Below are 23736 nucleotides of genomic sequence, written 5' to 3' on the forward strand. Positions count from 1 at the left end.
ACTAGCAGACTTAACGAATAGCGGCGGCCGCACCAAGCAACCCTGGATTGTCAGCTACGCACAACCAGACCGGTACCTTCTGCATGTAAGACTGAAAGCGCCCTTTCGACTCCAAACCTTCACGGAAAGGACTGGCCTTAAAGAAATCCACCATGCGAGGCAAAATACCGCCACACAGGTAGATCCCCCCTCTTGCCCCCATCATCAACACGGCATCGCCCGCCACCGCGCCAAGAATACGGCAAAAACGGTTTAGCACTTCCTGAGAAAAGACCTCCCCCTGCAAAGCCGCTTGCGAAATTTCGGCAGGCGACGTATGCACAGGCGTAATCTGTTTGAAGTCAGCCAATGCAGTATAGAGACTCAATAAACCTTGGCCACTGAGAATCCGCTCAACAGAGACGCGCCCAAAGGTTTGAGTTAAATACGCCCAAACAGCGGCTTCAGCCGTATCCGTTGGCGCAAAGCTTACGTGCCCGCCTTCCGCAGACAACGCTTTCCACTGCCCATTAAAGGGCACGAGCGCCGACACCCCCAAACCGGTGCCAGGCCCCACGACTAAACGCGGAGCGTCATCGTCAGATTCTCCGCCACCTATCTGGATTAGATCAGCCTCAGAGACTTCCAACATTCCTAACGCCATGGCGGTAAAGTCATTTAACAAGGTCAACTGCTTAAGATTCAATGCACTTGAAAGTTGAGCCCGCGTAAACACCCAATGATTATTGGTCATACGCAGCTGCTCAACCTTAACAGGACAGGCCAAGGCAATACTGGCCTTATCCACGTGTTGAATATCCAGCTCTCTCAGATAAGCCTTTGCTGCATGGTCAATATTTTCATAGTCTGCACAGGCTAGCGTTTTCACCTGCTCTAGCTTGACTTGCCCCTCCTTTACCAAAGCAAAGCGCGCATTGGTTCCACCGATATCTGCAACCAAAGCATACTGGCTCATTTAAACCTCCGAATGAAAAAAGACACTGGCACCCTGCTCAGCATTACCTACATTATCTCGCATCGGGCTGAACAACTCTCGACCCATACCCATCATATGCGATGCTCTCACTATAGGTTGTGCAGCCTCTCTTTGTTCGACAACTGAAGGGTCGACCTTCCAGTCTAGTTGACCGGATAGCGCATCCAACCGAATAACATCACCTGTTTGCACCTTAGCCAAAATGCCACCCTCAATCGCTTCAGGCCAGAGATGAATCGCAGCGGGCACTTTACCGGATGCACCCGACATACGTCCATCGGTAACTAATGCCACTTTAAATCCACGGTCTTGCAAAGTGCCTAAATAAGGCGTCAGTTTGTGTAACTCAGGCATGCCAATGGCTTTCGGCCCTTGGAACCGAACCACTGCAACAAAATCCCGCTCCAACTCACCGCGATCAAACGCGGCCGCCAATTCATTCTGATCTTCAAACACAATTGCTGGAGCTTCAACAACCTGGTGTTCTTTCGCAACTGCTGACACCTTAATGACACACCGTCCGAGATTCCCTTGCAGAACCTTAACTCCGCCATCGGGACTAAACGGTGTTTCAATAGGTGCCAACACTTTAGAATCCAAAGACTCTTTAGGGCCATCTCTCCAAACCAAACGTTGATCTTCAAGGAAAGGCTCGGCGGTATAGCGTGATAGGCCTTGCCCCATAACCGTCATGACATCTTCGTGCAAGAAACCGCCTGCCAAGAGCTGACGAATAAGAAACGATGTACCACCTGCCGCCTGGAAGTGATTAATATCGGCTTCACCGTTGGGGTAAACGCGCGCCAACAAAGGCACTACAGCCGAAAGGTCGGAAAAATCATCCCAATTAATGATAATGCCAGCGGCACGCGCAATCGCCACAAAATGCAACGTATGATTCGTAGAGCCGCCGCTGGCCAATAAGGCCACCAAACCGTTTACGATGGTCTTTTCATCAATGATTTCATAGAGAGGGGTGAAGCGACCATTTTCTTTTGTTAGACGAATAACCTGACGCGCCGCTTCTTTAGTGAGCTCATCTCTAAGCCCCGTACCCGGATTGATAAAGGAAGATCCTGGCAAATGCAATCCCATGATTTCAACAACCATTTGATTGGTATTCGCCGTTCCATAGAACGTACAGGTTCCTGCACTGTGGTACGAATCTGATTCGCATTGCAGTAATGCATCCCTACCGACTTTTCCTTCCGCATACAGCTGACGAATCTTAGCCTTCTCTTTATTTGGTAGCCCAGAGACCATGGGGCCAGCCGGAACAAACACCGTGGGAAGATGCCCGAAACGTAAAGCTGCCATTAATAAGCCCGGCACAATTTTATCGCAAACACCTAGGTACAAAGCGCCATCAAACATATTATGAGACAGAGCGATCCCTGCTGACATTGCAATGACATCACGGCTAAACAAGCTCAGCTCCATACCCGCTTGCCCCTGAGTAACGCCATCACACATAGCGGGAACACCCCCTGCAACCTGTGCAACGGAGCCCATTTCTCGCGCCGCTTCGCGCAGCATATCCGGGTAGCGCTCGTAGGGCTGATGTGCAGACAGCATATCGTTGTAGGCCGTCACGATGCCGACATTCACTGCATTCATTAGCTTAAGTGCCTGTTTATCTTGAGGCTGGCAGGCGGCAAAACCATGTGCAAGGTTGCCGCAGGACAATTGACTACGGTGCACTCCCTGCTCTTCTGCGCGTTTCATCTGATCGAGGTAGCGACTCCGGCTGAGCTTACTACGCTCTTTAATACGTGCGGTTACGGCTTCAACATTTGCGTGCATAGAGATCACCACCTACTCTTATCATTATTCAGTTAAGATCATTTTATATCATTTTTTTAGTATTTTTACATATTTTTTAATATCCAAGCTGTAAAAATATCGTTTTAAGGAGTAATATTTACTTATAAAAAATATAATATCCATACAACAGCGAGGTAAAAGACCATGACTATACGTGTTGCTATTAACGGTTTTGGCCGTATTGGCCGCAACATCCTTCGCGCTCTTTACGAAAACAACTACCGCGACCGCATACAGGTCGTCGCCATCAATGATCTGGGTGATGCCAGCATAAACGCCCATCTTTTCAAATACGACTCTGTTCATGGCATCTTTTCCGGCGACGTCAGCCATGACGAACAGTCACTGACCGTCAATCAAGACACCATCGCGATAAGCGCAATTCGCAATCCGTCAGAACTCCCTTGGAAATCAATGGATATAGATGTTGTTTACGAATGCACAGGCTTATTCACTCATCGAGACAAAGCCGTGGCTCACATTACGGCAGGTGCTAAAAAAGTCATTATTTCCGCCCCCGGCACGGACGTTGATGCAACGATTGTCTACGGTGTAAATCACTCGACGCTCCGTGCTTCGAATCAAATCATATCGAACGCATCCTGCACGACAAACTGCCTAGCCCCAATCGCTCAAGTTTTGCAACGTGAAATTGGGATCGAAAGCGGCTTAATGACCACCATTCATGCATACACTAACGACCAAAACCTATCGGATGTTTATCATTCGGATCCGTATCGTGCTCGATCTGCGACCCAGTCTATGATTCCCACGAAAACAGGCGCCGCAGCTGCCGTCGGATTAGTTTTGCCAGAACTTGCTGGAAAGTTTGATGGTATGGCCGTCCGCGTCCCCACCATTAATGTATCCTTAGTTGATCTTACGATTATTGCGGAACGCAGCACCACTAAAGACGAGATCAATCAACTATTGAAAGCCGCCAGCGAAGACTCCAAAGTCCTGGGCTTTAACAGTGCGCCATTAGTGTCTATAGATTTTAATCATAATCCTCTATCATCTATTTTCGATTCCACCCAGACTAAAGTATCAGGCCGTTTAGTGAAAATTATGGCGTGGTACGATAACGAATGGGGCTTCTCAAACCGAATGCTAGACAACACGCTCGCACTTATGCAGGCCCCCGCCTGAGGAGTTTTTTCATGTTACGACGTACAAAAATTGTGGCGACATTAGGCCCATCAACCAGCACTCCTGAAGCGATTGAAGCTTTAATCTTAGCAGGTGCTGACGTTATGCGCCTGAACTTCTCACATGGAGAAGCACAAGATCATATTGAACGTGCGAAGCTTGTTAGGACACTCTCAGCTAAACACGGCCGCCACGTCGCGCTTCTTGGCGACCTTCAAGGCCCCAAAATTCGCATCGCCCGCTTTTCAGAAAAGAAAGTACTCCTACGTAAAGGCCAAACCTTCACGCTAGATTCTGATCTAGACAAAAATGCGGGCAATGTTGAGCGTGTTGGCATTGATTACGAAGCCTTAATTAATGATTCACGCGTTGGCGATATTTTACTCCTGGATGATGGGCGTATTGAGCTGACCGTCACACAAGTAACCGATCACGAAGTCATTACACGCGTGATTATTGGTGGTGAGTTGTCTAATAACAAAGGCATCAACCGCAAAGGTGGTGGCCTGTCAGCAAAAGCACTGACCGACAAAGACCGTGCCGACATTATTACCGCGGCTGAAGCGGGCGTTGACTATGTCGCTGTGTCATTCCCACGCGATGCGGATGACATGCATGAGGCTCGACAGCTAGTGGAGGCAACAGGTTCCACGGCAGGCTTAGTGGCAAAAATTGAGCGCGCTGAGACAGTCAATGACGATCAGATTCTCGATGACATTATTCGTGCATCAGACGTCGTCATGGTGGCTCGAGGCGATCTCGCGGTTGAGATAGGTGACGCAACACTGGTCGGTGTGCAAAAACACATTATTGCCCGTGCACGCACACTGAATAAAATCGTGATTACCGCGACACAAATGATGGAGTCCATGATCCACAGCCCAATGCCGACCCGCGCCGAAGTCTCTGACGTTGCAAACGCGGTTATGGATTATACTGATGCTGTCATGCTCTCGGCTGAAACAGCAGCAGGCGACTACCCCATTGAAGCAGTAGAGGCAATGTCTCGTGTTTGCATCGGTGCTGAATTGCACCCGATCACACACATTTCTAAGCACCGAATGCATGAAGCCTTTGAAAACATCGATGAGGCGATTGCTCTGTCTGCTATGTATGCAGCGAATCATCTTCGCAACATCAAAGCAATTATCTGCATGTCAGAAACGGGGTTGACGCCACGCCTCATGTCACGGATTCGCTCACCTCTGCCAATTTACGCCTTCTCCAGAAGGGTGGATACGCAGCACCGAGTCGCTTTGTATCGCGGCGTTCAAACCATTCCATTTGACAGCGAAACCCTACCACCAGACCAAATCAATCAAAGTGCAATTGATGAGTTAGTCAGCAGGGGCGCTGTTCGTGATGGGGATCGAGTGATCATTACGAAGGGGGATTATTTAAACGCCCAAGGCGGTACAAATACCCTGAAAATCGTCACCGTTGGCCAGAAAATCGCTTAGTTCAAGAGTAAACAAATCTAAATAGAGGGGGAAATCCCCCTCTATGTCATTCTGATTGATAGCGCGTAGGTATTAAACTGTCCTTAATACGCTTTAAATAACGCTGAAACTCTATCCCTCGTCTCAGTGTCACCCCGGTCGCCAATACATCAATCATGGTCAACTGTATTAAACGAGACGTCATTGGCATGTACACATCGGTATCTTCTTGTGCTGGCAACGAAATCAACAAACTGCACTCCCGCGCCAAAGGCGATGGGTCGTGAGTAATGCCAATCACTGTCGCCCCACTCTCTCGCCCTAACGCTGCAATTTCAACCAACTCCTGCGTACGCCCCGTGTAGGAGATAATAACAATCACATCACCTGTATGCGCCCCAGCCGCCACCATGCGCTGCATCAACACGTCTTCATACGCCATCACAGGGATATTCAATCGAAAAAACTTATGACGCGCATCTGCAGCCACTGAGGCGGAAGCCCCTAAACCAAAAAAGAAGATTTGCTTCGCTTGGCTTAAATGATCAACAGCACGCGTAATGACATTTGGCTGCAAAGATTTGCGTGCCGTGTCTAACGCCGCAATGGTTGATGAGAATATTTTTTCACTATAAGACTCGGTGGTGTCGTCATACTCAACGTTGCGCGTTACATATGGCATTCCTTCCGCCAGACTTTGTGCCAATCGTAACTTGAAATCAGGGTAGCCACGCTCATCAAACCCGCGGCAGAAACGGTTGACGGTCGGCTCACTTACCCCAGCCTCCTGCGCCAGCGCTGTAATAGTCAAGCGTATAGCGGCCTTAGGGTCCCGAAGAATAACCGTAGCCACTTTACGCTCGGACTTGTTCAGAGTCTCTAAGCGACTGCGAATTTCCTCCAGCAGATTTCCACTTTGATCGATCATAACCTTATGTCCATACGTAAATTTTCAACATATTGCAATCAGGTTGAACTATAACGGGTTATATGTGCCTTAACCAGTGAAAGGGGTCTATTTTTAGCTTAGGCAATCCACCTCAAACAAACAAATAGTAGGTAAATTTAACAAAATAATCGACTTGACACTGCATTTGTTGGCGAATAAAATCCAACTATGTATGTTAAATAACTACAAAAACAGGTTATCAACCATGACTGCACACCTATCCGCTTGCGACATTATTTTTTTCGGTGCTTTGGGCGACTTAACACAACGAAAGTTGCTGCCTGCACTTTACCAACTCGAACGCGCCAAGCTCATCCATAAAGACACTCGAATCATCTGCGTTGCGCGCAACACAGACCAAGACAAAGGGATAGGTCAAACACGTCAGAGCCTCACGAAATACGTGAGTGAAAGCCTGATGAATACCGACGTTCTAGAAGCATTTATTCAACGAATCCGTTTTTTAAGTGTTAATTTCGATGAGATAGAAAGCTACCGACCACTAAAAGACGCCTTAGACTCCTCGACAAATAAAGAACGTGTGTTTTATTACGCCACCTCCGCTTCTTTATATGGCACCATCAGTGCCAACTTAAGCGAACAAGGCTGCTTAAATGAGCAAAGCCGAGTCGTCCTGGAAAAACCGATTGGTTTCAGCCTAGAAACATCTCATCAGGTGAACTCAGAGGTGGGCAAGTTTTTTGATGAATCTCAAATCTATCGCATCGACCACTACCTCGGAAAAGAAACCGTTCAAAACCTGATTGCACTTCGCTTTGCCAATAATCTGTTTGGCACTCAATGGAATCAAAACCACATCTCCCACGTCGAAATCACAGTGGCTGAAAAAGTGGGCATTGAAGGACGCTGGGGTTACTTTGATAAAGCCGGACAACTGCGCGACATGGTGCAAAACCACCTCTTGCAGCTTCTATGCCTTGTTGCGATGGATCCACCTGCAGACCTGTCAGCCGACAGCATTCGCGACGAAAAAGTAAAGGTACTCAAATCCTTACGCCCAATCAAATCGGAAGAAATGGGCCATCACGTGGTTCGTGGCCAATACACAAGTGGCTACATTAATGACCAACGCGTTCCTGGCTACCTTGATGAAGAGGGAGCAAACACGTCGAGCCAAACCGAGACATTTGTATCTATTCGTGTTGAACTCGGAAGTTGGCGCTGGGCGGGCGTGCCTTTTTACCTGCGCACAGGCAAACGCATGGCTGAAAAATCCTCTCAGATTGTTGTGCATTTTAAGCAGCAACCCCATTATATTTTTGACCCCGAACAACGCCAACTTGCCAACAACAAGTTGATCATCAAGCTACAGCCTGATGAAGGCATTGCCCTGCATATTCTGACCAAAGATCAAGGTTTGGAAAAAGGCATGCAACTTAGAAAAGCGCCACTACAACTCAGCTTCTCACAAGCCTTCGGCATTGATCGCGTTCCCGATGCTTACGAACGACTGCTTCTTGAAGTAATCAAAGGCCAGCAATACCTTTTTGTACGCCGAGACGAGATCGAACATGCCTGGAAATGGTGTGACGCCCTCTTAAACCAGTGGCAAAAACAAAACAGCCCACCACTTCCCTACCCTGCAGGAAGCTGGGGACCTGCCAACTCGGATTTATTACTCGCAAACGACGGAAGAGTTTGGTATGAAAATCAGTGATCTCAATTTACCCGCGCACATTGAATGCAAGAGCTTCTCTAGCCGAGAAGAACTGACTCACGCCCTAGTTAATGATGTTGCTCAACAACTAGAAGAAGCGATTCATCAACACCAACAGGCCAGCATGGCTGTTTCGGGTGGACGAACCCCGATTCAGCTTTTTCATGAACTCAGCCTAACCCCATTAGACTGGGCTAAGGTTACGCTCACGCTGGCAGATGATCGCTGCTTAAAACATGAACACCCTGACAGCAATGCAGGCTTAGTTCGCCACACGTTACTTCAGAACTGTGCCAGTGATGCAGCCTTGGTTGCACTATTTGAAGATCGTTTAGATCTAACCTACCAAGAACAACAGGCTCAATGCGAAGCCCGTTTGAATCAGGTTAGCGATCCTTTAGATCTCGTCATCCTAGGACTGGGCAACGATGGACACACGGCCTCCTTATTCCCCTGCTCCGATGATATAGAATCGGCAGTCAATAGCCAGTCGCATTGTGCGTTAGTCACCCCTAAAACAGCACCCTATTCTCGCTTAACTCTGACGCCTAAACGCATTCTTAATGCCCGCCGCAGAATTCTGCACATTTGTGGTGAAGACAAACTCCTAACCTTACAGAGCGCGTTAAGCGACGGCCCTTCAATTGAAATGCCCATTCGCTTCTTTCTTGCACATCCATTAACCATTTATTGGAGCGCCTAACTCTCACTTTAGAGTTGGACTCAACGGCAGCTGATCAGGATTGACTATGAATAACGAAACATTAAAACAACAAAACATCACAGAAATTGACCGTATCTGCAGCCTTAGCCCTGTGATACCAGTATTAACGTTTAATACACTTGATGAAGTACTTCCAATTGCTGAAGCACTCGTCAAGGGCGGACTACCGGTTCTTGAAGTCACTCTCAGAACCGATATTGCCCTACAAGCGATCAAACTCATCGCTGACAGCCTGCCCAACGCACAAGTAGGCGCTGGAACGGTCTTGAATCCAAAACAATATGATGCAGCCTGTGAAGCAGGTGCTACCTTCATCGTGACACCGGGCTCAACAACAGAACTGCTAGAACATGCACTCACGCACAAAGTGCCTTTATTACCTGGCATTCAAACAATCTCAGAACTAATGCACGCGTATGCTCTGGGTTATAAACGCTTTAAATTTTTCCCTGCAGAAGTCTCTGGTGGCGTCAATGCGCTAAAAGCCTTTGCTGGCCCTATTGGAGATGTGCGCTTCTGCCCAACCGGTGGCATACGCCTTGAAACAGCAGCAGACTATTTGAACCTAAACAATGTCATGTGTGTTGGCGGCTCTTGGCTGACACCGCAAGCACTGATTAATCAGCAAGACTGGCAAGCGATTCAGCAAATTGCACGAGATACTGTCTTTCAATTACGCCCACACCAAAACATCTAATCCTCATACAAAAAAACCAGCAATTGCTGGTTTTTTTGCTAAAACGCTTTTGATTTTAAGCTGTATAAGGACAACTCTCTCTTACGATCAACTGAGTATCCAGCACAGTATGCTGCTGATCCTTTTGCCCCAATAAGACTCGTGCTGCGGCCTGACCTTTCTCGACACTTTGCTGATACACTGTTGTCAAAGACGGACGTATATTTTCATCCAAAGGAATACCGTCAAATCCAACAATATGCAGATCCTGCGGAACAGATAAACCAAGCGCACTTGCCGCCTGCATTGCTGCCAGCGCAATGGTATCACTCATGCATAGCAGTAAAGTTGGCTGTAAAGACGACAGAATATCGTATACCAGTGGGTAAGCTTGACGATGCGAATTCTCAGGCATACTCCAAACTGGCACATCGTCGAGCGCAATACCAACTTCTTGCAAAGCCTCTTGATAACCCGACAAGCGCTGCATGCCAAATGAAGATGCAAGATTCAACACTCGCTCCTCCGTCACTCGACAAACGCACTCATCCAAGACAACCCGAAGCCCAATAATTGCCACTCGTTGATGACCATGCCGCAGGGCATGCATTGCTGCATTTCTTGCTCCCCTGAGATTATCAATAGTGACAGAGGGAAAACTGTCTAGAGTAAAGTCTACGGTTACAAGGGGTTTGTGCTGCGTTAACAACCGCTGATAGCTGCTTGGACGCCTCATCATGCCGTACACAATAATGCCATCAACAAGCGTTTCCAATGAACGCTGCTGCAACACATCTATTTTGTCGAGAGACTGCAGCATTAAACAGTGATACCCCTGCTGATCAAGAACCTTACCAACACCCGATAAAAACTGGCTATCTACTGGGTCAATCATGCTTTGAGATAATCCATCTGACAAAAGCACGCCCACAATACCACTGCGCTGGTTACGACGATTTTTCAGACCATTATTTGGGCCGCTATAGCCCAGCAGCTTGCATTGCTCGATGATTTTTTTACGCAATTGAATAGACAATTGATCGGGGCGATTAAACGCATTTGAAATGGTTGCCGTTGACACATTAAGTGCTTTAGCAACATCTTTGATCGTAAGTTTGCTGACTGAACCCATTAGTTTGTTCCAAACAGGGCGCATCCTTCAGTTGCGCCCCATTTTTGCTTTACAGGCTGACTTTCTAATTGAGTTGAAGGGGGATCAATTAGAAAGTGTAGTTAAAGCGTAGTCTTAACGCGTGTAACGTTTTATCAGAGGCAACATTATCGGCCCGTGAAGTTGAACCCGCAAATGTCACACTCGCATTTTGAATATCAAACAGCGGTAATGTATAGGCAGCGTAAGCCGTCGTGACGTCTGGATCAGCAGCTTGACTTAAAGCGGTTGTTGAGTGAATGATACCGGCCCCAAAACCACCAAGCGTTAGGTTGGCACCGTAACTGTTAACCTTTACCGTTGATGGCTGACTACGATCTCTTAAGTGCGCCGCACTCAAATTAACCTGAGCATCTCCAAGAGTAAACCCAGCTGTCAAGCCAACACCACTTGCCTTGTGCGTCGTTTGCGCATCATCAAATTTTTGATGCTCATACCCAGCTGTTAGAGTAAAGCCCTGTCCCACAAATGTGACCGAAGGACGAACACCAGTAAATGCCCTCGACTTATCACCTTGACCATAGGCTGTCGCCAGTTCAAAACGAATTTGATCCGATGGATTAGCATGAAATGCAAACTGTCCTCCATCGCTCACTCGCCCTCGTACCAAGTTGGCTTCATACACACGTGCTGAGCCATCACCCGCATGCATGATGACGGTATCTTTTCCCAAAGGAAATAAATTAACTGCCTCAAATCGCCCAGCTTGAATATCCCACTGATCAGAACCAAACATCAACCACATATCATCAGTTGCCGTTTTACCATCGGTTTTCAACAACCCCGTCCCTTTACCACGGACAAAGTGATCTCCCATGCGATGCTCAGCCATAAAGTTGACTTCCAAACGCCCGCCTTGGTCATAGCTGGATTTACTTGAAGATGCTTTAACAGCATCCGTATCCAACTCTATATTGGCATCCAATGTTAGGGAAGGTGCTGCAACTGCAACACTTGGAATTCCAGCCATTGCAACAAGTGCTAAAGAGACACAGGATACCAGTCTTGGCACCCGAAAAGGCGTAAACTTCATTTTCTCACCATGCTTATTGTATTTATTTGGTTAATTTACATAAAAATAACAACTAAAAAGTCATTCAGTGGGCTTTAAAGTCGATAAAAGGAGTGTATTTAATTTTAGACCAGTGAATCAAGTGTAAAATTTACTTAAATTTTACTTATCTTTTGTGCACTCGCAAAATATTAACCAAAGGATCACAATCGATTGATAGAGTGTGAGCTCTAATTTAAGTTTTTTGATACTCTTTGTTTAAATAGAATGGAAATAAAGAAACTAACGCCCTGTTAAGCTTTAGTTTAATGTGCTTTTATTTAGCCTTCTGCTTAAGCTTAAGTGAGCAAAACGTTTGAAATATTGCTTTATTTCAACAAAGAGGTGGTCACATTCCAGCACGACTGGCGTAGAATCGATCTTATGTACTGCTGTTGGAACAAGATACTGCATACACTTTTTGCGCTTACCTTCTACACTTAAAGAGTGCCTTAAAAAACCATGCATTCTTCACGAGGCCAGTGATTTGAAATTGCGTTCTAAGCTTGGTCAACCTTCTCTGTACTTATGCATAACTCTTTGGGGTTTTATGCTTGTGTCGACCAGTGCATTTGGGTTAGAAAAAGTCAGCTTACAGCTAAAATGGACTCACGCATTTCAGTTTGCAGGCTACTATGCCGCTATCGATCAGGGGTTTTACGAGCAAGCGGGTCTTGAAGTAAGCCTGATTGAAGGAGCTCCCGGCATTAATGCAACTCAACAGGTTATCTCTCGACAAACTGACTTTGGCGTAGGGACCAGCAGTCTATTGCTGGACTTAGATCAGGGCAACGAAGTGGTTCTGCTTGCCAATATTTTTCAGCACTCACCCCAAGTGATTATTTCGAAAGCGGACACGGCCCTGCAAAGCATCCATACCATTGCCGACAAACCGATCATGCTAGAAGAAGGTGCCGACGAGCTAATCGCGTATCTAATGTATGAAAGCATTTTTCTTGACCAAGAAAAGCGTTTACCTCATACCTTTTCGATTGAGGATTTAATGACCGGAAACGTCGATGCCATGTCGGCTTATATTACACATGAGCCCTATTACTTAGACTTAGCCAACTTCCGGTACCATATCTACACACCCCGCTCGGTCGGAATCGATTTTTACGGTGACAATCTCTTTACCAGCAAAGCCTTCGCCCAACAGCGTCCTGACATTGTCAGCGCATTCACCCAAGCAAGCCTAAAGGGTTGGACTTATGCCTTACAAAATCCTGAATACATCATCGAATTGATTCTGGAGCAGTACACTCAAACACATAGCGCATCATTTCTTCAATTTGAAGCGAGTCGTATGCATCAGTTGATTAGACCAGAGCTAATTGAGATAGGTTACATCAACCCTGGAAGATGGGCGCATATTCACAACACCTATCAATCCTTGAATCTTTTGTCGACCACTCTTGACCTATCTGAGTTTGTATTCAAGCATCCCAGCCATAAAATTCAGTCCTGGTTCGCTCCACTAATCATAACCTCGCTTATAGCTTCATTGGTGAGCGGAATTGCCTTGTATATTTATCGAGTCAATCTAAAACTAAACACTCTCTTACGTCAAAAAAATAAAGCAGCCGTATTGCAGCGTCATAGAAACAAACTATTGGAAATGATTGCAGCAGATCAACCAATTGAACTTATCCTACAAGAGACCGTACTTAGCGTTGAAGCCTATAACCCGAAAACATTTTGCAGCATTTTACTGTATCATCCCGACACTGAAACGCTTCACATTGGTGCTGCACCATCCTTACCTAAAGAGTATAATCAAGCTATTGATGGCATAAAAATTGGCCCCACTGTTGGCGCATGCGGCAGCGCTGCCTACTTAAAAAAACGCGTCATTACAGCCGATATCGACCTACATCCTTTCTGGAAAAACTATAAACACCTGCCTCTTAAACATGGCCTCAAAGCCTGTTGGTCAGAGCCCATTATGCGGAAAAATGGACAGCTCTTAGGGACGTTCGCCATTTATCACACCAAAGTGTCTGAGCCAACCTTCGATGATATTCAACTCATCCGTGAAAGTGCTCAGCTTGCTGAAATTGCGATTGAGCGTCACTTAGCCTATGACGAATTACGTAAAAGTGAAGAGCGCCATCGTCATCTTGCACAACATGATCCACTCACGGGCTTGGCCAATCGCTCACTTTTTTCAGACAGACTTGATCAATCGCTCAAACATGCAAAACGCCATTCCTCATCCTTTGCAGTCCTATTAATCGACTTAAATGGCTTTAAACCTATTAATGATGAGTTTGGTCATAACTTCGGTGATTTAGTGCTAAAAGAAGTTGCTGACAGACTCACTCTAATCGTTAGAGAATCTGATACAGTCAGCCGCATAGGTGGAGATGAATTTGTGATTTTATTGCACAACGTAGACTCATTAGTCACAGCTCGACAAGTGGTCGATAAAATCCATCTGGCATTTGCTAATCCTTTTTGCGAACCTAACTCTGTTACTCTTAGCTGCAGCATTGGTATCGCCCTCTATCCTGATGATGGCGAAAGTGAAATTGAACTCACTCAGGTTGCTGACCTGCGTATGTATCAAAACAAACAAGGTCGATAACCCCCCCTTTCCTTCATTTTTTCCTTCTTTGGTCTAGGCTTTACAAATAAGCAGCAGAGTATTACATTCTCTGCGTTGAACTGTTTAGGGTGATCCCCTAGGCAATTCAATTATCGACAATCGACACAATCGATAGTCACCACAATAAGAACAAGAAGGTACATTATGACTGATAAACGCAAGACAGATGCGCTGATCGTGCATCGACCTGTATTTATTGATAGCTCTCAACTGAGCATCCCCACATTGCGGATTCTCAAGGATGATGGAACGCTATACCCTGACGCCAGTTTGCCTGATATTGATGAGGCACTCGCACTCAAAATTTACGATACATTCCTCTTCATTCGTGCCTTAGACGAGCGTATGCTCGCCTCGCAACGTCAAGGCCGCATTAGTTTCTACATGACAGAAACGGGCGAGGAAGCCGCAGATATTGGCAGTACAGCCGCTTTAACGGCTGATGATATGATCATGGCACAGTATCGTGAGCAAGGCGCACTCGCCTTTAGAGGCTTCAGCCTTGATCAATTCATGAATCAAATCTTCTCAAACGAGTTGGACCTTGGCAAAGGACGCCAAATGCCAATTCATTATGGTTCGCAAGCGCTGAACTATATGACCATCTCATCGCCACTTGGCACACAAATTCCGCAAGCAACCGGTTATGCCTTTGCATTAAAAACGCAGAATAAACCCAACTGCGTTATTTGTTACTTTGGTGAAGGTGCAGCCTCCGAGGGGGACTTCCATGCCGCATTGAACATGGCGGGGGTTTTTAAAGTGCCCGTTATTTTCTTTTGTCGCAATAATGGGTATGCCATTTCAACGCCCGCTCACGAACAGTTCGCTGGGGATGGTATTGCTTCACGTGGGGTCGGCTATGGCATCAAAACACTGCGCGTTGATGGTAACGATGTGTTGGCCGTGCTTAAAGCCACACAAGAGGCTCGAAAAATGGCCGTTGAACAGCACGAGCCTGTTTTGATTGAAGCCATGACCTATCGCTTAGGCGCTCACTCCAGTTCAGATGACCCCAGCGGTTATCGTAATAAATCCGAAGAGGAAACCTGGCGAGCAAAATGCCCAGTACTGCGCTTTAAACTGTGGCTAATCGCACAAGGCTGGTGGGATGAAGACAAAGAAGAGCATCATAAACAGGCCCATCGAACAGCCATTATGGGTGCTATGAAAAAAGCGGAAAAGATCCCCGCACCAACGTTAGAAGACTTATTCAGCGATGTCTATGACACGCCTCCATGGCATTTACAGGAACAATATGACGCCTTAAAAGCCCATATCCGTAAATACCCCGATGCTTATCCTAAAACATCCTGGAGGCTTGACCATGAGTAAAATCAACCTATTGCAAGCGATCAACCAAGCTCTCGATAGCACTCTGGCGCAAAATGACCTTGCTATCTGTTTTGGTGAAGATGTCGGACATTTTGGTGGTGTCTTTCGTGCTACCAGCCATTTGCAAGAAAAGTACGGAAAACAACGGTGCTTTAACACACCCCTAACTGAGCAAGGCATTATCGGCTTTGCCAATGGGGCTGCAGCGCAAGGCATGACAGCCATTGCTGAAATTCAGTTCGCCGACTATATTTTTCCGGCATTTGATCAAATCGTTAATGAGTCCGCTAAATTTCGTTACCGTTCAGGCAATGAATTTAACGTCGGTAGCCTGACCATCCGCACCCCTTATGGTGGCGGTATTAATGGCGCCCACTATCACTCGCAATCACCCGAAGCCTATTTTACGCACACACCCGGCTTGAAAATTGTGGTTCCGCGCAATCCTTACCAAGCCAAAGGCTTGTTATTGGCATCGATTCGCGATCCTAACCCCATCATTTTCTTTGAGCCTAAAAAACTCTACCGCGCCTCTGTCGGAGAAGTCCCCGACGAAGACTATGAACTTCCCTTAGGCAAAGGCGAAGTGCTACGTGAAGGGACGGATATTACGCTAGTGGCTTGGGGGGCACAGGTAGAAGCCATTGAAAAAGCCGCCGACATGGCCGCCGAACAAGGCATTTCTTGCGAACTTATAGACCTACGGACTCTACTTCCTTGGGATAGAGACCTGCTCGCACTCTCTGTTAAAAAAACCGGTCGTTTAATCATTAACCATGAAGCCCCTAAAACTTCAGGTTTTGGAGCTGAAATTGCCGCCGCAATTCAAGAGGAATGCTTCCTCTATTTGGAATCACCCATCATACGAGTCACAGGCTTGGACACCCCCTTCCCCTTGGCTTTAGAGAAAGAGTACATGCCCGATGCTTTGAAAACCTTCGAAGCCATTAAGGCCAGCATGACTTTTTGATGAATTGATTTTAATAGGAGCATTACCATGAAAATTGATTTTATTCTTCCCGATATAGGTGAAGGCATCGTTGAGTGCGAGCTGGTCGAGTGGCATATTCACGAAGGACAGAACATCCAAGAGGATCAACCCGTTGCCGACGTCATGACCGACAAAGCACTGGTCGAAATTACCTCTATGCACACGGGCGTCATTACAAAACTCTACTATGCTCAAGGCGAAATTGCGAAGGTGCACCAACCTCTGTTTGAGATTGAGGTAGTAAGTGACACTGAAGGATTAGTAGTTGAGACAGAGGTTGCAGATTCAAAGGTAGCCTGTGAGATAGCAACTCCAACTGACGACATAGCATCGGCCACCGCAACCAACTCAGCACTCACCTGTCCGATGACACAGTCATCCAAGGCGATTGCCAGCCCTGCCGTCAGACGACTCGCCAGAGAAATGAGTCTTGACCTAACTCAGGTAAAGGGGTCTGGCAAAAATGGACGTGTGCTCAAAGAAGACCTACTTGAGCCGTCATCCGTCGACGCAACACACACTCCAGCTCAACCCGTAAGCGCGCCCCAGTCTTCGGGTATTCGTATTGAAGCCATAAAAGGTGTTCGTGCCGTCATGGCTCGACAAATGGCAGACTCCGTGCGCAGCATCCCTCACTTCACCTATGCGGAAGAGATTGATGTTACCCAGCTTGACGCTGTCCGCCGTGAACTCAAGCCCCAGTTTGAAGCCGAAGGCCTATCACTCAGCCTAATGCCTTTTTTCATGAAAGCACTGGCACTGTCGTTGCAAGCCTATCCTATTTTGAACAGCCGACTGAACGAAGACGCAACCGAAATTCATTACCTAGATGACATTAACATCGGCATGGCGGCCGACACCCCTATCGGACTTTTGGTTCCCAATGTAAAACGTGTTCAGGATTTATCTTTGCTTGAACTCACTCGCAAACTCAATGAACTGACACATGCTGCAAGACAAGGGAAACTATCAGCAGATGATATGAAGGGCGGTAGCATTACAATTTCGAACATAGGCGCCATAGGTGGGACAGTTGCGACCCCTATCATCAATAAGCCAGAAGTGGCGATTGTTGCTCTCGGACGCATACAAACCCTGCCTCGCTTTGATGCGAACGGCAATGTCATTGCGGCTAAGATATTACATGCAAGCTGGTCTGGTGATCATCGTCTTTTAGATGGTGCAACCATGGCACGCTTCTGTTGTCACTGGAAGGCCTATCTTGAGAACCCCTTACGGATGCTGGCTGAATTGAAGTAACAAGGGGGTTCAGATGACGCGTCCTTTGCTGCAACAATTCTATATTAATGAGGAACAGTCGATTTATCTGATGAGCCATGAAGATGCTCAGAAGATCAAAGACTGGGTTCAACTCTGCATGGATCAACTCATGCGCTTGGGTTTCAGCAATATCGAATTTATCGGCAAAGGCGCGTATGGTTTTGTGTTCGGAGGGCGTGACATTAACGCAAATGACTATGTCTTTAAGTTCTCACGTATTAATCTCCCGCAACATATCCAAGATCGCCTTGAAGATGAGGCTTGGATGCAAAGCCAAGTCTTACACCCTATTATTCCAGCTGTCAGCGAATATACAAAAATCTCTCGCCAATCCGTCTTAATGATGGAACGTGCACCCGGTTTAGATCTAGATGCTTACTCAATCCAATACGGAAAGCTAACGCCACGCTTAATTATTAAAATTGCTAAACAACTTGTGGATGTATTAATTGCTCTTCGCAACGTTCGACAAGATAACCATGACAGCCCGATCGTTCATGGCGATATTAAACCCTCTAACATCGTATTTGATCCAACAACAGAGACCATCAAACTGATTGATTGGGGATCGAGCGTCTTTGCTCAAGTGGATGCAAATGGTCAAGCGATTGGACAATCCCCCTTTAATTTTTTGAGTGATAATTTACAGCAAACCAACGCCAAACTCGGTGATGTCTATTTTATTGGTGATGAACAATTAAATGGTGAACTCAGCTCACCGCGTTTTGATGAACAAGGCATGGCAGGAACCCTCTATGCTCTAGCATCGGGTCAAAGCTGTCGATATGGCTACGAAGCCATCCCAGCAACCTCTCTGGGCTTACCCAAAGAATTTGCTCTGACATTGCAAGCTCTGTTAGAAGGCTCGCCACAGGTTCGCGCTCAAGCCGGTGACTATATGTTAACCCATATGAAATACATCAGTCGCTTAGCGCTTCCCGACTTACATCTTCCACCCGAAAAGGCCCTGATCCCTGTCTGGAATCATAATGATGGGCTCGATATAGAAACCGTGGTTTACAGCTCACGCAAGAGCTTTCTGCGTGAAGGAAATATTGACCCTTACTTAATGGCTGAAGTGAAGGATGTGGAATTAGAAAAATATTATAAGAACTTCATGCACGGCATGGGAAAAACCGAACGTGCTTTTCTTGCATCCATCAGCCGTTTAGGCCGATACCCTGTGTTAGGAGGGCTTGCAATTCGTTGGGATGAAAAGGCTGTCTTCATCGACTCCAGCCTTAATTTACAAGACGACAGCTTAACACTGCCATTTACACAAGCCGTTAACACAATGGTAAATTTGGCAAGAGCCATCCATCGTGATGGGGTGTTTAAATGCTGTTTGTTCAATGCAAAAAATACACGTCACATTCGACGCGCAACAGAGAAGGATGCGTTTATTCCCCCTGTCGATTTAGTCATCCCCTTTGAAGTGATGCAAGCACCGCTATCTGAAGACAAAAGCCGTAATCACTCCTATTTTGAGGATGGGCAAGACCCTGATGAGTTTCTCACACTGCCAAGCGAAATTATGACTGAAATCGCCTACCTCAACGACATTCGACATACAGGCTTAATTATTTTCGAGGCGCTACCAACGCATCTGAAAATTCACAGTGACTATGTGCTGCTCGACCCGGCCAAACAAGACGTCTTCAAAGCGTCATTAGCACGCATTATCTCAGCCGTTCCGTTAATCAATGGTTTAGGGGTATCGGGCTTTATGAAAATGCCCTATAAAAATACTCGCCAATTCACCCTTCAAGTTCAGGCCGACGCACATTATTTTCCGAAGAATCCAAAGTCTTTTCAAAAAACACATCAGACGAAGGATTTCTAACGCAGAAGTGCTTGAATATATCCCGGCAAAGCAAACGCCGCTTGGTGAACCTCGGCCGTATAGTAGCGGGTGTGGATAGCATGCTGGGCCAAATACGCATTGATATGCTCAGCCGACACGCAACGATGCTGAAGACAATCGCTTGCCCAAGCCAACGCCATAACACCGCCAGCATAAGTGGGTACCGTGAGGGTATAGAAGGTTTGTTCATTAAAATATGCACCTAAACGAACCTGCGTATCCTTAAGCTCTTGAGGTTGCATAAACGGCACGCCATTCTGAGCCACAAAAATACCATCGGCTGATAAAATTCGTTTGCAGCCAGCGTAAAAGTCACTTGTAAACAGAACTTCGCCAGGACCAATCGGGTCGGTACAGTCGGAAATGATGACATCAAAGGTTTGCTGAGTTTGACTTACAAACTCAACACCATCTTGTATCACAATGGAGACACGCGGGTCATCAAAAGCCCCATTGGAGTGGTGCGGCAGGTAGGTATTACACATGTCGATGACTTGAGCGTCTATTTCAACTTGCGTGATTTCTTCAACGCCCGAATGTTTGACTACCTCTCGTAAAATACCACCATCACCGCCACCTATGATGAGTACACGTTTTGCCTGAGCGTGGGCAATGAGCGGCACATGCACCATCATTTCATGATAAATAAATTCATCACGCTCCGTTGTTTGCACCACGCCATCTAGCGCCATAACAGTGCCAAAGACCGAATTACGGAAAATAATCAGGTGTTGAAAATCGGTTTGAACTTCGTACAAAACGTCTTCAACACTAAAGGACTGTCCATAACCAGAACTCAACGTTTCTGTAAAGGTCATCATAAGGGCTCCAGCGGCATCTTCCCTCGAAGGTGCTCTGTTACCTTCACCTCATCTGGCGAAAAAAAACGTTTTAGTACAGGTAGGGTATTATCAGGGGTTGCATTACCACACATAAATACATCAAACGCAGCATAATGACGCTCAGGCCAAGTATGAACACTGATGTGAGACTCAGCTAACACGGCAACACCAGACACTCCACCATTCGGGGTGAAATGATGTAAATGCAAATGCAGCAATGTCGCGTTTGCAGCGATCACCGACTCACGCAGCGCCTGCTCCATTGTCTCAATGTCATCTAGGTGATCGGCTCCAAACAAATCGATAATTAAATGCGTGCCGGCAAAGCAATAATCATCACGCTGAATAAAAAAGTCTTTAGATTCAGAAGTATCGGGGATACCGACACCTCTGCTCGGAGTTAAGGCTTGTCTATCTTTTGGATCTACCAAGGCTATACTCCCCTCTTAGGGTTTAGCATTATCTAAGTTTGATCAAGTCAGTAACGACATCGGCATTTTGCCCACGATGCCTAAGTAAATGATCAAGAAGTGTCACGGCCATCATCGCTTCTGCAATCGGAGTTGCACGAATACCCACGCAAGGATCGTGCCGCCCTTTGGTAATCACTTCAACGGCTTCGCCCTGACGATTAATGCTTTGACCCGGAAGACGCATACTGGATGTGGGCTTTAAGGCGATATGGGCAATAATATCCTGTCCAGTGGAGATCCCACCTAAAATCCCACCAGCATGATTGGATAAAAAGCCCTCTGGCGCCATTTCATCGCGATGCTCCGTCCCTTTTTGGCTCACTACATCGAATCCATCACCGATTTCGACACCCTTGACCGCATTTATACTCATTAATGAATGCGCCAACTCCGCATCGAGTCGATCAAAAATAGGCTCGCCCAATCCCACGGGTACGCCCGAGGCAACCACAGTAATTTTGGCTCCCACGGAGTTACCTTCTTTACGCAGGGCATCCATGTAATCGGCCATTTCCAGAGCCGCCTGTGCATCCGGACTGAAAAAAGGATTGTTATCGACTTCTGACCAGTCAAAACGCGTAGGATCAATTGCGATCGGACCTAATTGCGACAAATACCCGCGAATCTGCACGCCTTTACTGGCCAGTACTTTTTTGGCAATCGCACCTGCGGCCACACGCATCGCCGTTTCGCGTGCAGATGAGCGACCACCGCCACGGTAATCACGGAAACCATATTTATGGTCATAGACGTAATCCGCGTGGGCTGGACGATAGGTGTCTTGAATATTGGAGTAGTCTTTAGAGCGCTGATCGGTGTTTTCAATGATCAAGCCTATGGGGGTACCCGTCGTACGCCCTTCAAAAACGCCTGATAGGATTTTTACTTCGTCGGCTTCGCGGCGCTGCGTTGTATGGCGAGACGTTCCAGGCTTACGACGATCTAGATCTAGCTGGAGATCAGCCTCACTCAGCTCGATTCCCGGAGGGCAACCATCCACAATTGCCCCAAGGGCCAAACCATGGCTCTCGCCAAAGGTTGTAAGCGTGAAAAGTTTACCTATGCTGTTACCAGACATGCTGTCATCCTGTATGAATCACCACTGGCGTGTCACCAGCGTCAGAGTTTGTGAGTAGTAAGATATCAAGCGATAGTAGAGATAACCACTATCCTTTCGGACGTAATCTTAATCGATTATGCTAGTGGCTAACAGTCTTGCTAAAAAATTATACGATCTTTCAGCAGGTTGATTCTGGATAAGGCCGCACAAGGGAATCCCGCAACGCTAGAGCAAGGACAAACGTATACATTCGCTGACTTAAGCATAAATGTGCACATTGCCAGCATTAACACTAGCGCTGAATGCTCGCAATGTATTTGGAAATATGCTCTAACTTCTCCGGATCATCGTCTACAAACGTGACTTTCACCGATACAAATGGCGTGTCAATACGATTATCAAACGCTTCCAAACGTGACACAAACCCGTTAATACGGGCCACACTATCTCCAGAGGTTTGTTCAATATCCACTACGGCTTGTTCGAGTATGTCAGGAAAGGTGCCGTTTTCTTCATTTTTGATGACCACTAACACATCTCGCAAACTGAGATCTTTAATCGCGCAGCGATACACCCCTTTACTTGTTCTGAGTTGCGCTAACCCCTTCGGCTTTTTAGCAAAGCTTTTCTGTTGCGCGATTGATCCGGTGCTGCTAACGCCCGCTTTTGCCTCTGATGTTTTACCAAAGAGCAGTTTTTGGATTTTGGTTTCAAGCGAAGCGGCTGAAAACGGCTTGCCAAGATAATCACTGACACCCGCTTGAATGGCCTTTAAGATATAATCTCGTTCACCACGGCTGGTGACCATTAAGAAAGGCACCGACTTGTAGGCATCCTGCTGACGCACCCATTTCAGCAGATCTAAACCTGACATTTGGGGCATTTCCCAATCGCAAATGATGATATTGAATTGAGCACCTTCTAAACATTTCTGTGCTTCGCGTCCATTAAAGGCAGAGACTACGCTAGCCTTAGGGTATGCATTGCGGACAATACGTGTCACATGTGTACAAATTGCTTTAGCATCGTCAACTACAAGCACAGATAAATTCATAAGCCGCCTATTTGAACAGATTGTTCATCCAATTTTTAAGTGAACCGTAAGGATTTGTTATTTTTCAAACTGTACGGAGTTGATGTGTTTTGCTAACAGCCCCACGCAATTCGAACAATCGCACCTAACAACATTAAAGAATCGCTGATCTCCAGCCAATACCCTCAACATTATTGATGGCACCACTGCCTCATTTAGGTTTTCCTTAAGAATTAGACATGAATCAGAGACTTAGGATTCTATAAAATATTTCAAAACCCTGCAATGATGCGTTAGGAGGCTCTGGGCAATTTATCGCACAAGGTCATCAGCCGCTCGGCCAGATCCGCTTGCACCGCCAACGCCTACTAGGACTCAATGCCGAACAGTGGTAAGCCGCCTCTTGGCAACACTTTATTTAGCAACGTGGACTTTACTGTCTGCCTTGTGCTCTAAACGGTCAGCTCCTTATGCTCACCCACCTGCTCTGCCCTGTATGTTGTAATGTGTCGGTTGCCCCACTTCTGGCGAAACACCTGCGCAGACGTATGCAAAGAAATGCGAGGCCGCTACCCAGCCTGAAGACCCTCTCAGTGCTGACTCAGTGTCGAA

The 23736-nt window shown here is 46.7% G+C and carries 19 protein-coding genes and 1 pseudogene; 11 read left to right on the forward strand and 9 right to left on the reverse strand.

Going from position 1 to position 23736, the window contains the following annotated elements:
* Nucleotides 1–10 precede the first annotated feature (10 nt).
* Together DN062_RS15145 and edd are read right to left on the reverse strand one after the other, a co-directional pair.
* On the reverse strand, nt 11–955 hold the full coding sequence (locus DN062_RS15145; RefSeq protein WP_112160147.1) for a glucokinase: 945 nt from the start codon (nt 953–955) through the stop codon (nt 11–13).
* The gene (gene edd / locus DN062_RS15150; RefSeq protein WP_112160148.1) at nt 956–2779 is read right to left on the reverse strand and encodes a phosphogluconate dehydratase; all 1824 of its coding nucleotides are present in this window, start codon (nt 2777–2779) and stop codon (nt 956–958) included.
* Between the two features lie 165 nt (nt 2780–2944).
* On the opposite strand from edd, the gene gap reads away from it, so the two are divergent.
* On the forward strand, nt 2945–3949 hold the full coding sequence (gap, locus tag DN062_RS15155) for a type I glyceraldehyde-3-phosphate dehydrogenase (protein ID WP_112160149.1): 1005 nt from the start codon (nt 2945–2947) through the stop codon (nt 3947–3949).
* An 11-nt stretch (nt 3950–3960) separates the two neighbouring features.
* A complete protein-coding gene (pyk, locus tag DN062_RS15160) occupies nt 3961–5409 on the forward strand; it encodes a pyruvate kinase (protein WP_112160150.1) in 1449 nt (482 codons plus the stop codon).
* A gap of 46 nt (nt 5410–5455) precedes the next feature.
* Here pyk and hexR read toward each other — a convergent pair whose 3' ends face one another.
* Nucleotides 5456–6316, reverse strand: coding sequence for a transcriptional regulator HexR (gene hexR, locus DN062_RS15165; RefSeq protein ID WP_193483900.1), 861 nt, complete (start codon nt 6314–6316; stop codon nt 5456–5458).
* 226 nt (nt 6317–6542) lie between these two features.
* Here hexR and zwf point away from each other — a divergent pair, with 226 nt between their 5' ends.
* Genes zwf through DN062_RS15180 form a run of 3 tightly spaced genes read left to right on the forward strand, consistent with a single transcriptional unit; the run spans nt 6543 to nt 9436 of the window.
* Nucleotides 6543–8015, forward strand: coding sequence for a glucose-6-phosphate dehydrogenase (zwf, locus tag DN062_RS15170; RefSeq protein ID WP_112160151.1), 1473 nt, complete (start codon nt 6543–6545; stop codon nt 8013–8015).
* On the forward strand, nt 8002–8718 hold the full coding sequence (pgl, locus tag DN062_RS15175) for a 6-phosphogluconolactonase (protein WP_112160152.1): 717 nt from the start codon (nt 8002–8004) through the stop codon (nt 8716–8718). Before zwf ends, pgl begins: the two co-directional genes overlap by 14 nt.
* Nucleotides 8719–8764: 46 nt before the next feature.
* The gene (locus DN062_RS15180) at nt 8765–9436 is read left to right on the forward strand and encodes a bifunctional 4-hydroxy-2-oxoglutarate aldolase/2-dehydro-3-deoxy-phosphogluconate aldolase (RefSeq protein ID WP_112160153.1); all 672 of its coding nucleotides are present in this window, start codon (nt 8765–8767) and stop codon (nt 9434–9436) included.
* 55 nt (nt 9437–9491) lie between these two features.
* On the opposite strand, the gene DN062_RS15185 is transcribed toward DN062_RS15180, so the two are convergent.
* The gene (locus DN062_RS15185; RefSeq protein WP_239995808.1) at nt 9492–10547 is read right to left on the reverse strand and encodes a LacI family DNA-binding transcriptional regulator; all 1056 of its coding nucleotides are present in this window, start codon (nt 10545–10547) and stop codon (nt 9492–9494) included.
* An 88-nt stretch (nt 10548–10635) separates the two neighbouring features.
* Entirely contained in the window at nt 10636–11619 is a 984-nt protein-coding gene (locus tag DN062_RS15190) for a carbohydrate porin (protein ID WP_112160155.1), read from the reverse strand.
* A 568-nt stretch (nt 11620–12187) separates the two neighbouring features.
* Between DN062_RS15190 and DN062_RS15195 the strand changes: the two genes are divergently transcribed.
* From DN062_RS15195 to DN062_RS15215, 5 genes are all read left to right on the forward strand, one after another.
* On the forward strand, nt 12188–14224 hold the full coding sequence (locus tag DN062_RS15195) for a diguanylate cyclase domain-containing protein (RefSeq protein ID WP_112160156.1): 2037 nt from the start codon (nt 12188–12190) through the stop codon (nt 14222–14224).
* Between the two features lie 165 nt (nt 14225–14389).
* Nucleotides 14390–15580 (forward strand): thiamine pyrophosphate-dependent dehydrogenase E1 component subunit alpha, encoded by a 1191-nt coding sequence (locus DN062_RS15200; protein WP_112160157.1) that lies wholly within the window; start codon nt 14390–14392, stop codon nt 15578–15580.
* Nucleotides 15573–16550 carry an alpha-ketoacid dehydrogenase subunit beta gene (locus DN062_RS15205; protein WP_112160158.1) on the forward strand — a complete coding sequence of 326 codons (978 nt, stop codon included), beginning with the start codon at nt 15573–15575 and terminating at the stop codon, nt 16548–16550. The genes DN062_RS15200 and DN062_RS15205 overlap by 8 nt, the downstream gene beginning before the upstream one ends.
* Nucleotides 16551–16577: 27 nt before the next feature.
* Nucleotides 16578–17831 (forward strand): 2-oxo acid dehydrogenase subunit E2, encoded by a 1254-nt coding sequence (locus tag DN062_RS15210; protein WP_112160159.1) that lies wholly within the window; start codon nt 16578–16580, stop codon nt 17829–17831.
* A gap of 13 nt (nt 17832–17844) precedes the next feature.
* Complete coding sequence (locus tag DN062_RS15215; protein ID WP_112160160.1) at nt 17845–19695, forward strand: protein kinase domain-containing protein; 1851 nt, start codon at nt 17845–17847, stop codon at nt 19693–19695.
* Here the strand turns inward: DN062_RS15215 and speE are convergent.
* The 4 genes from speE to DN062_RS15235 form a co-directional block, all read right to left on the reverse strand.
* Nucleotides 19692–20537: a polyamine aminopropyltransferase gene (speE, locus tag DN062_RS15220; protein ID WP_205126750.1), complete on the reverse strand. Its 846-nt coding sequence runs from the start codon at nt 20535–20537 to the stop codon at nt 19692–19694. The two genes, DN062_RS15215 and speE, sit on opposite strands and share 4 nt — an antisense overlap.
* Nucleotides 20534–20989, reverse strand: a complete 456-nt coding sequence (speD, locus tag DN062_RS15225; RefSeq protein ID WP_239995809.1) for an adenosylmethionine decarboxylase — start codon at nt 20987–20989, stop codon at nt 20534–20536. The genes speE and speD overlap by 4 nt, the downstream gene beginning before the upstream one ends.
* 28 nt (nt 20990–21017) lie before the next feature.
* Nucleotides 21018–22109, reverse strand: a complete 1092-nt coding sequence (gene aroC, locus DN062_RS15230) for a chorismate synthase (protein ID WP_112160162.1) — start codon at nt 22107–22109, stop codon at nt 21018–21020.
* 274 nt (nt 22110–22383) lie between these two features.
* The gene (locus DN062_RS15235) at nt 22384–23145 is read right to left on the reverse strand and encodes a response regulator (protein WP_112160163.1); all 762 of its coding nucleotides are present in this window, start codon (nt 23143–23145) and stop codon (nt 22384–22386) included.
* Nucleotides 23146–23601: 456 nt separating this feature from the next.
* Between DN062_RS15235 and DN062_RS19235 the strand changes: the two are divergent.
* Nucleotides 23602–23706: pseudogene (locus tag DN062_RS19235) on the forward strand (hypothetical protein); the annotation flags it as partial.
* Nucleotides 23707–23736 lie beyond the last annotated feature (30 nt).

This window comes from Nitrincola tibetensis (assembly GCF_003284585.1).
Classification (GTDB): domain Bacteria; phylum Pseudomonadota; class Gammaproteobacteria; order Pseudomonadales; family Balneatricaceae; genus Nitrincola; species Nitrincola tibetensis.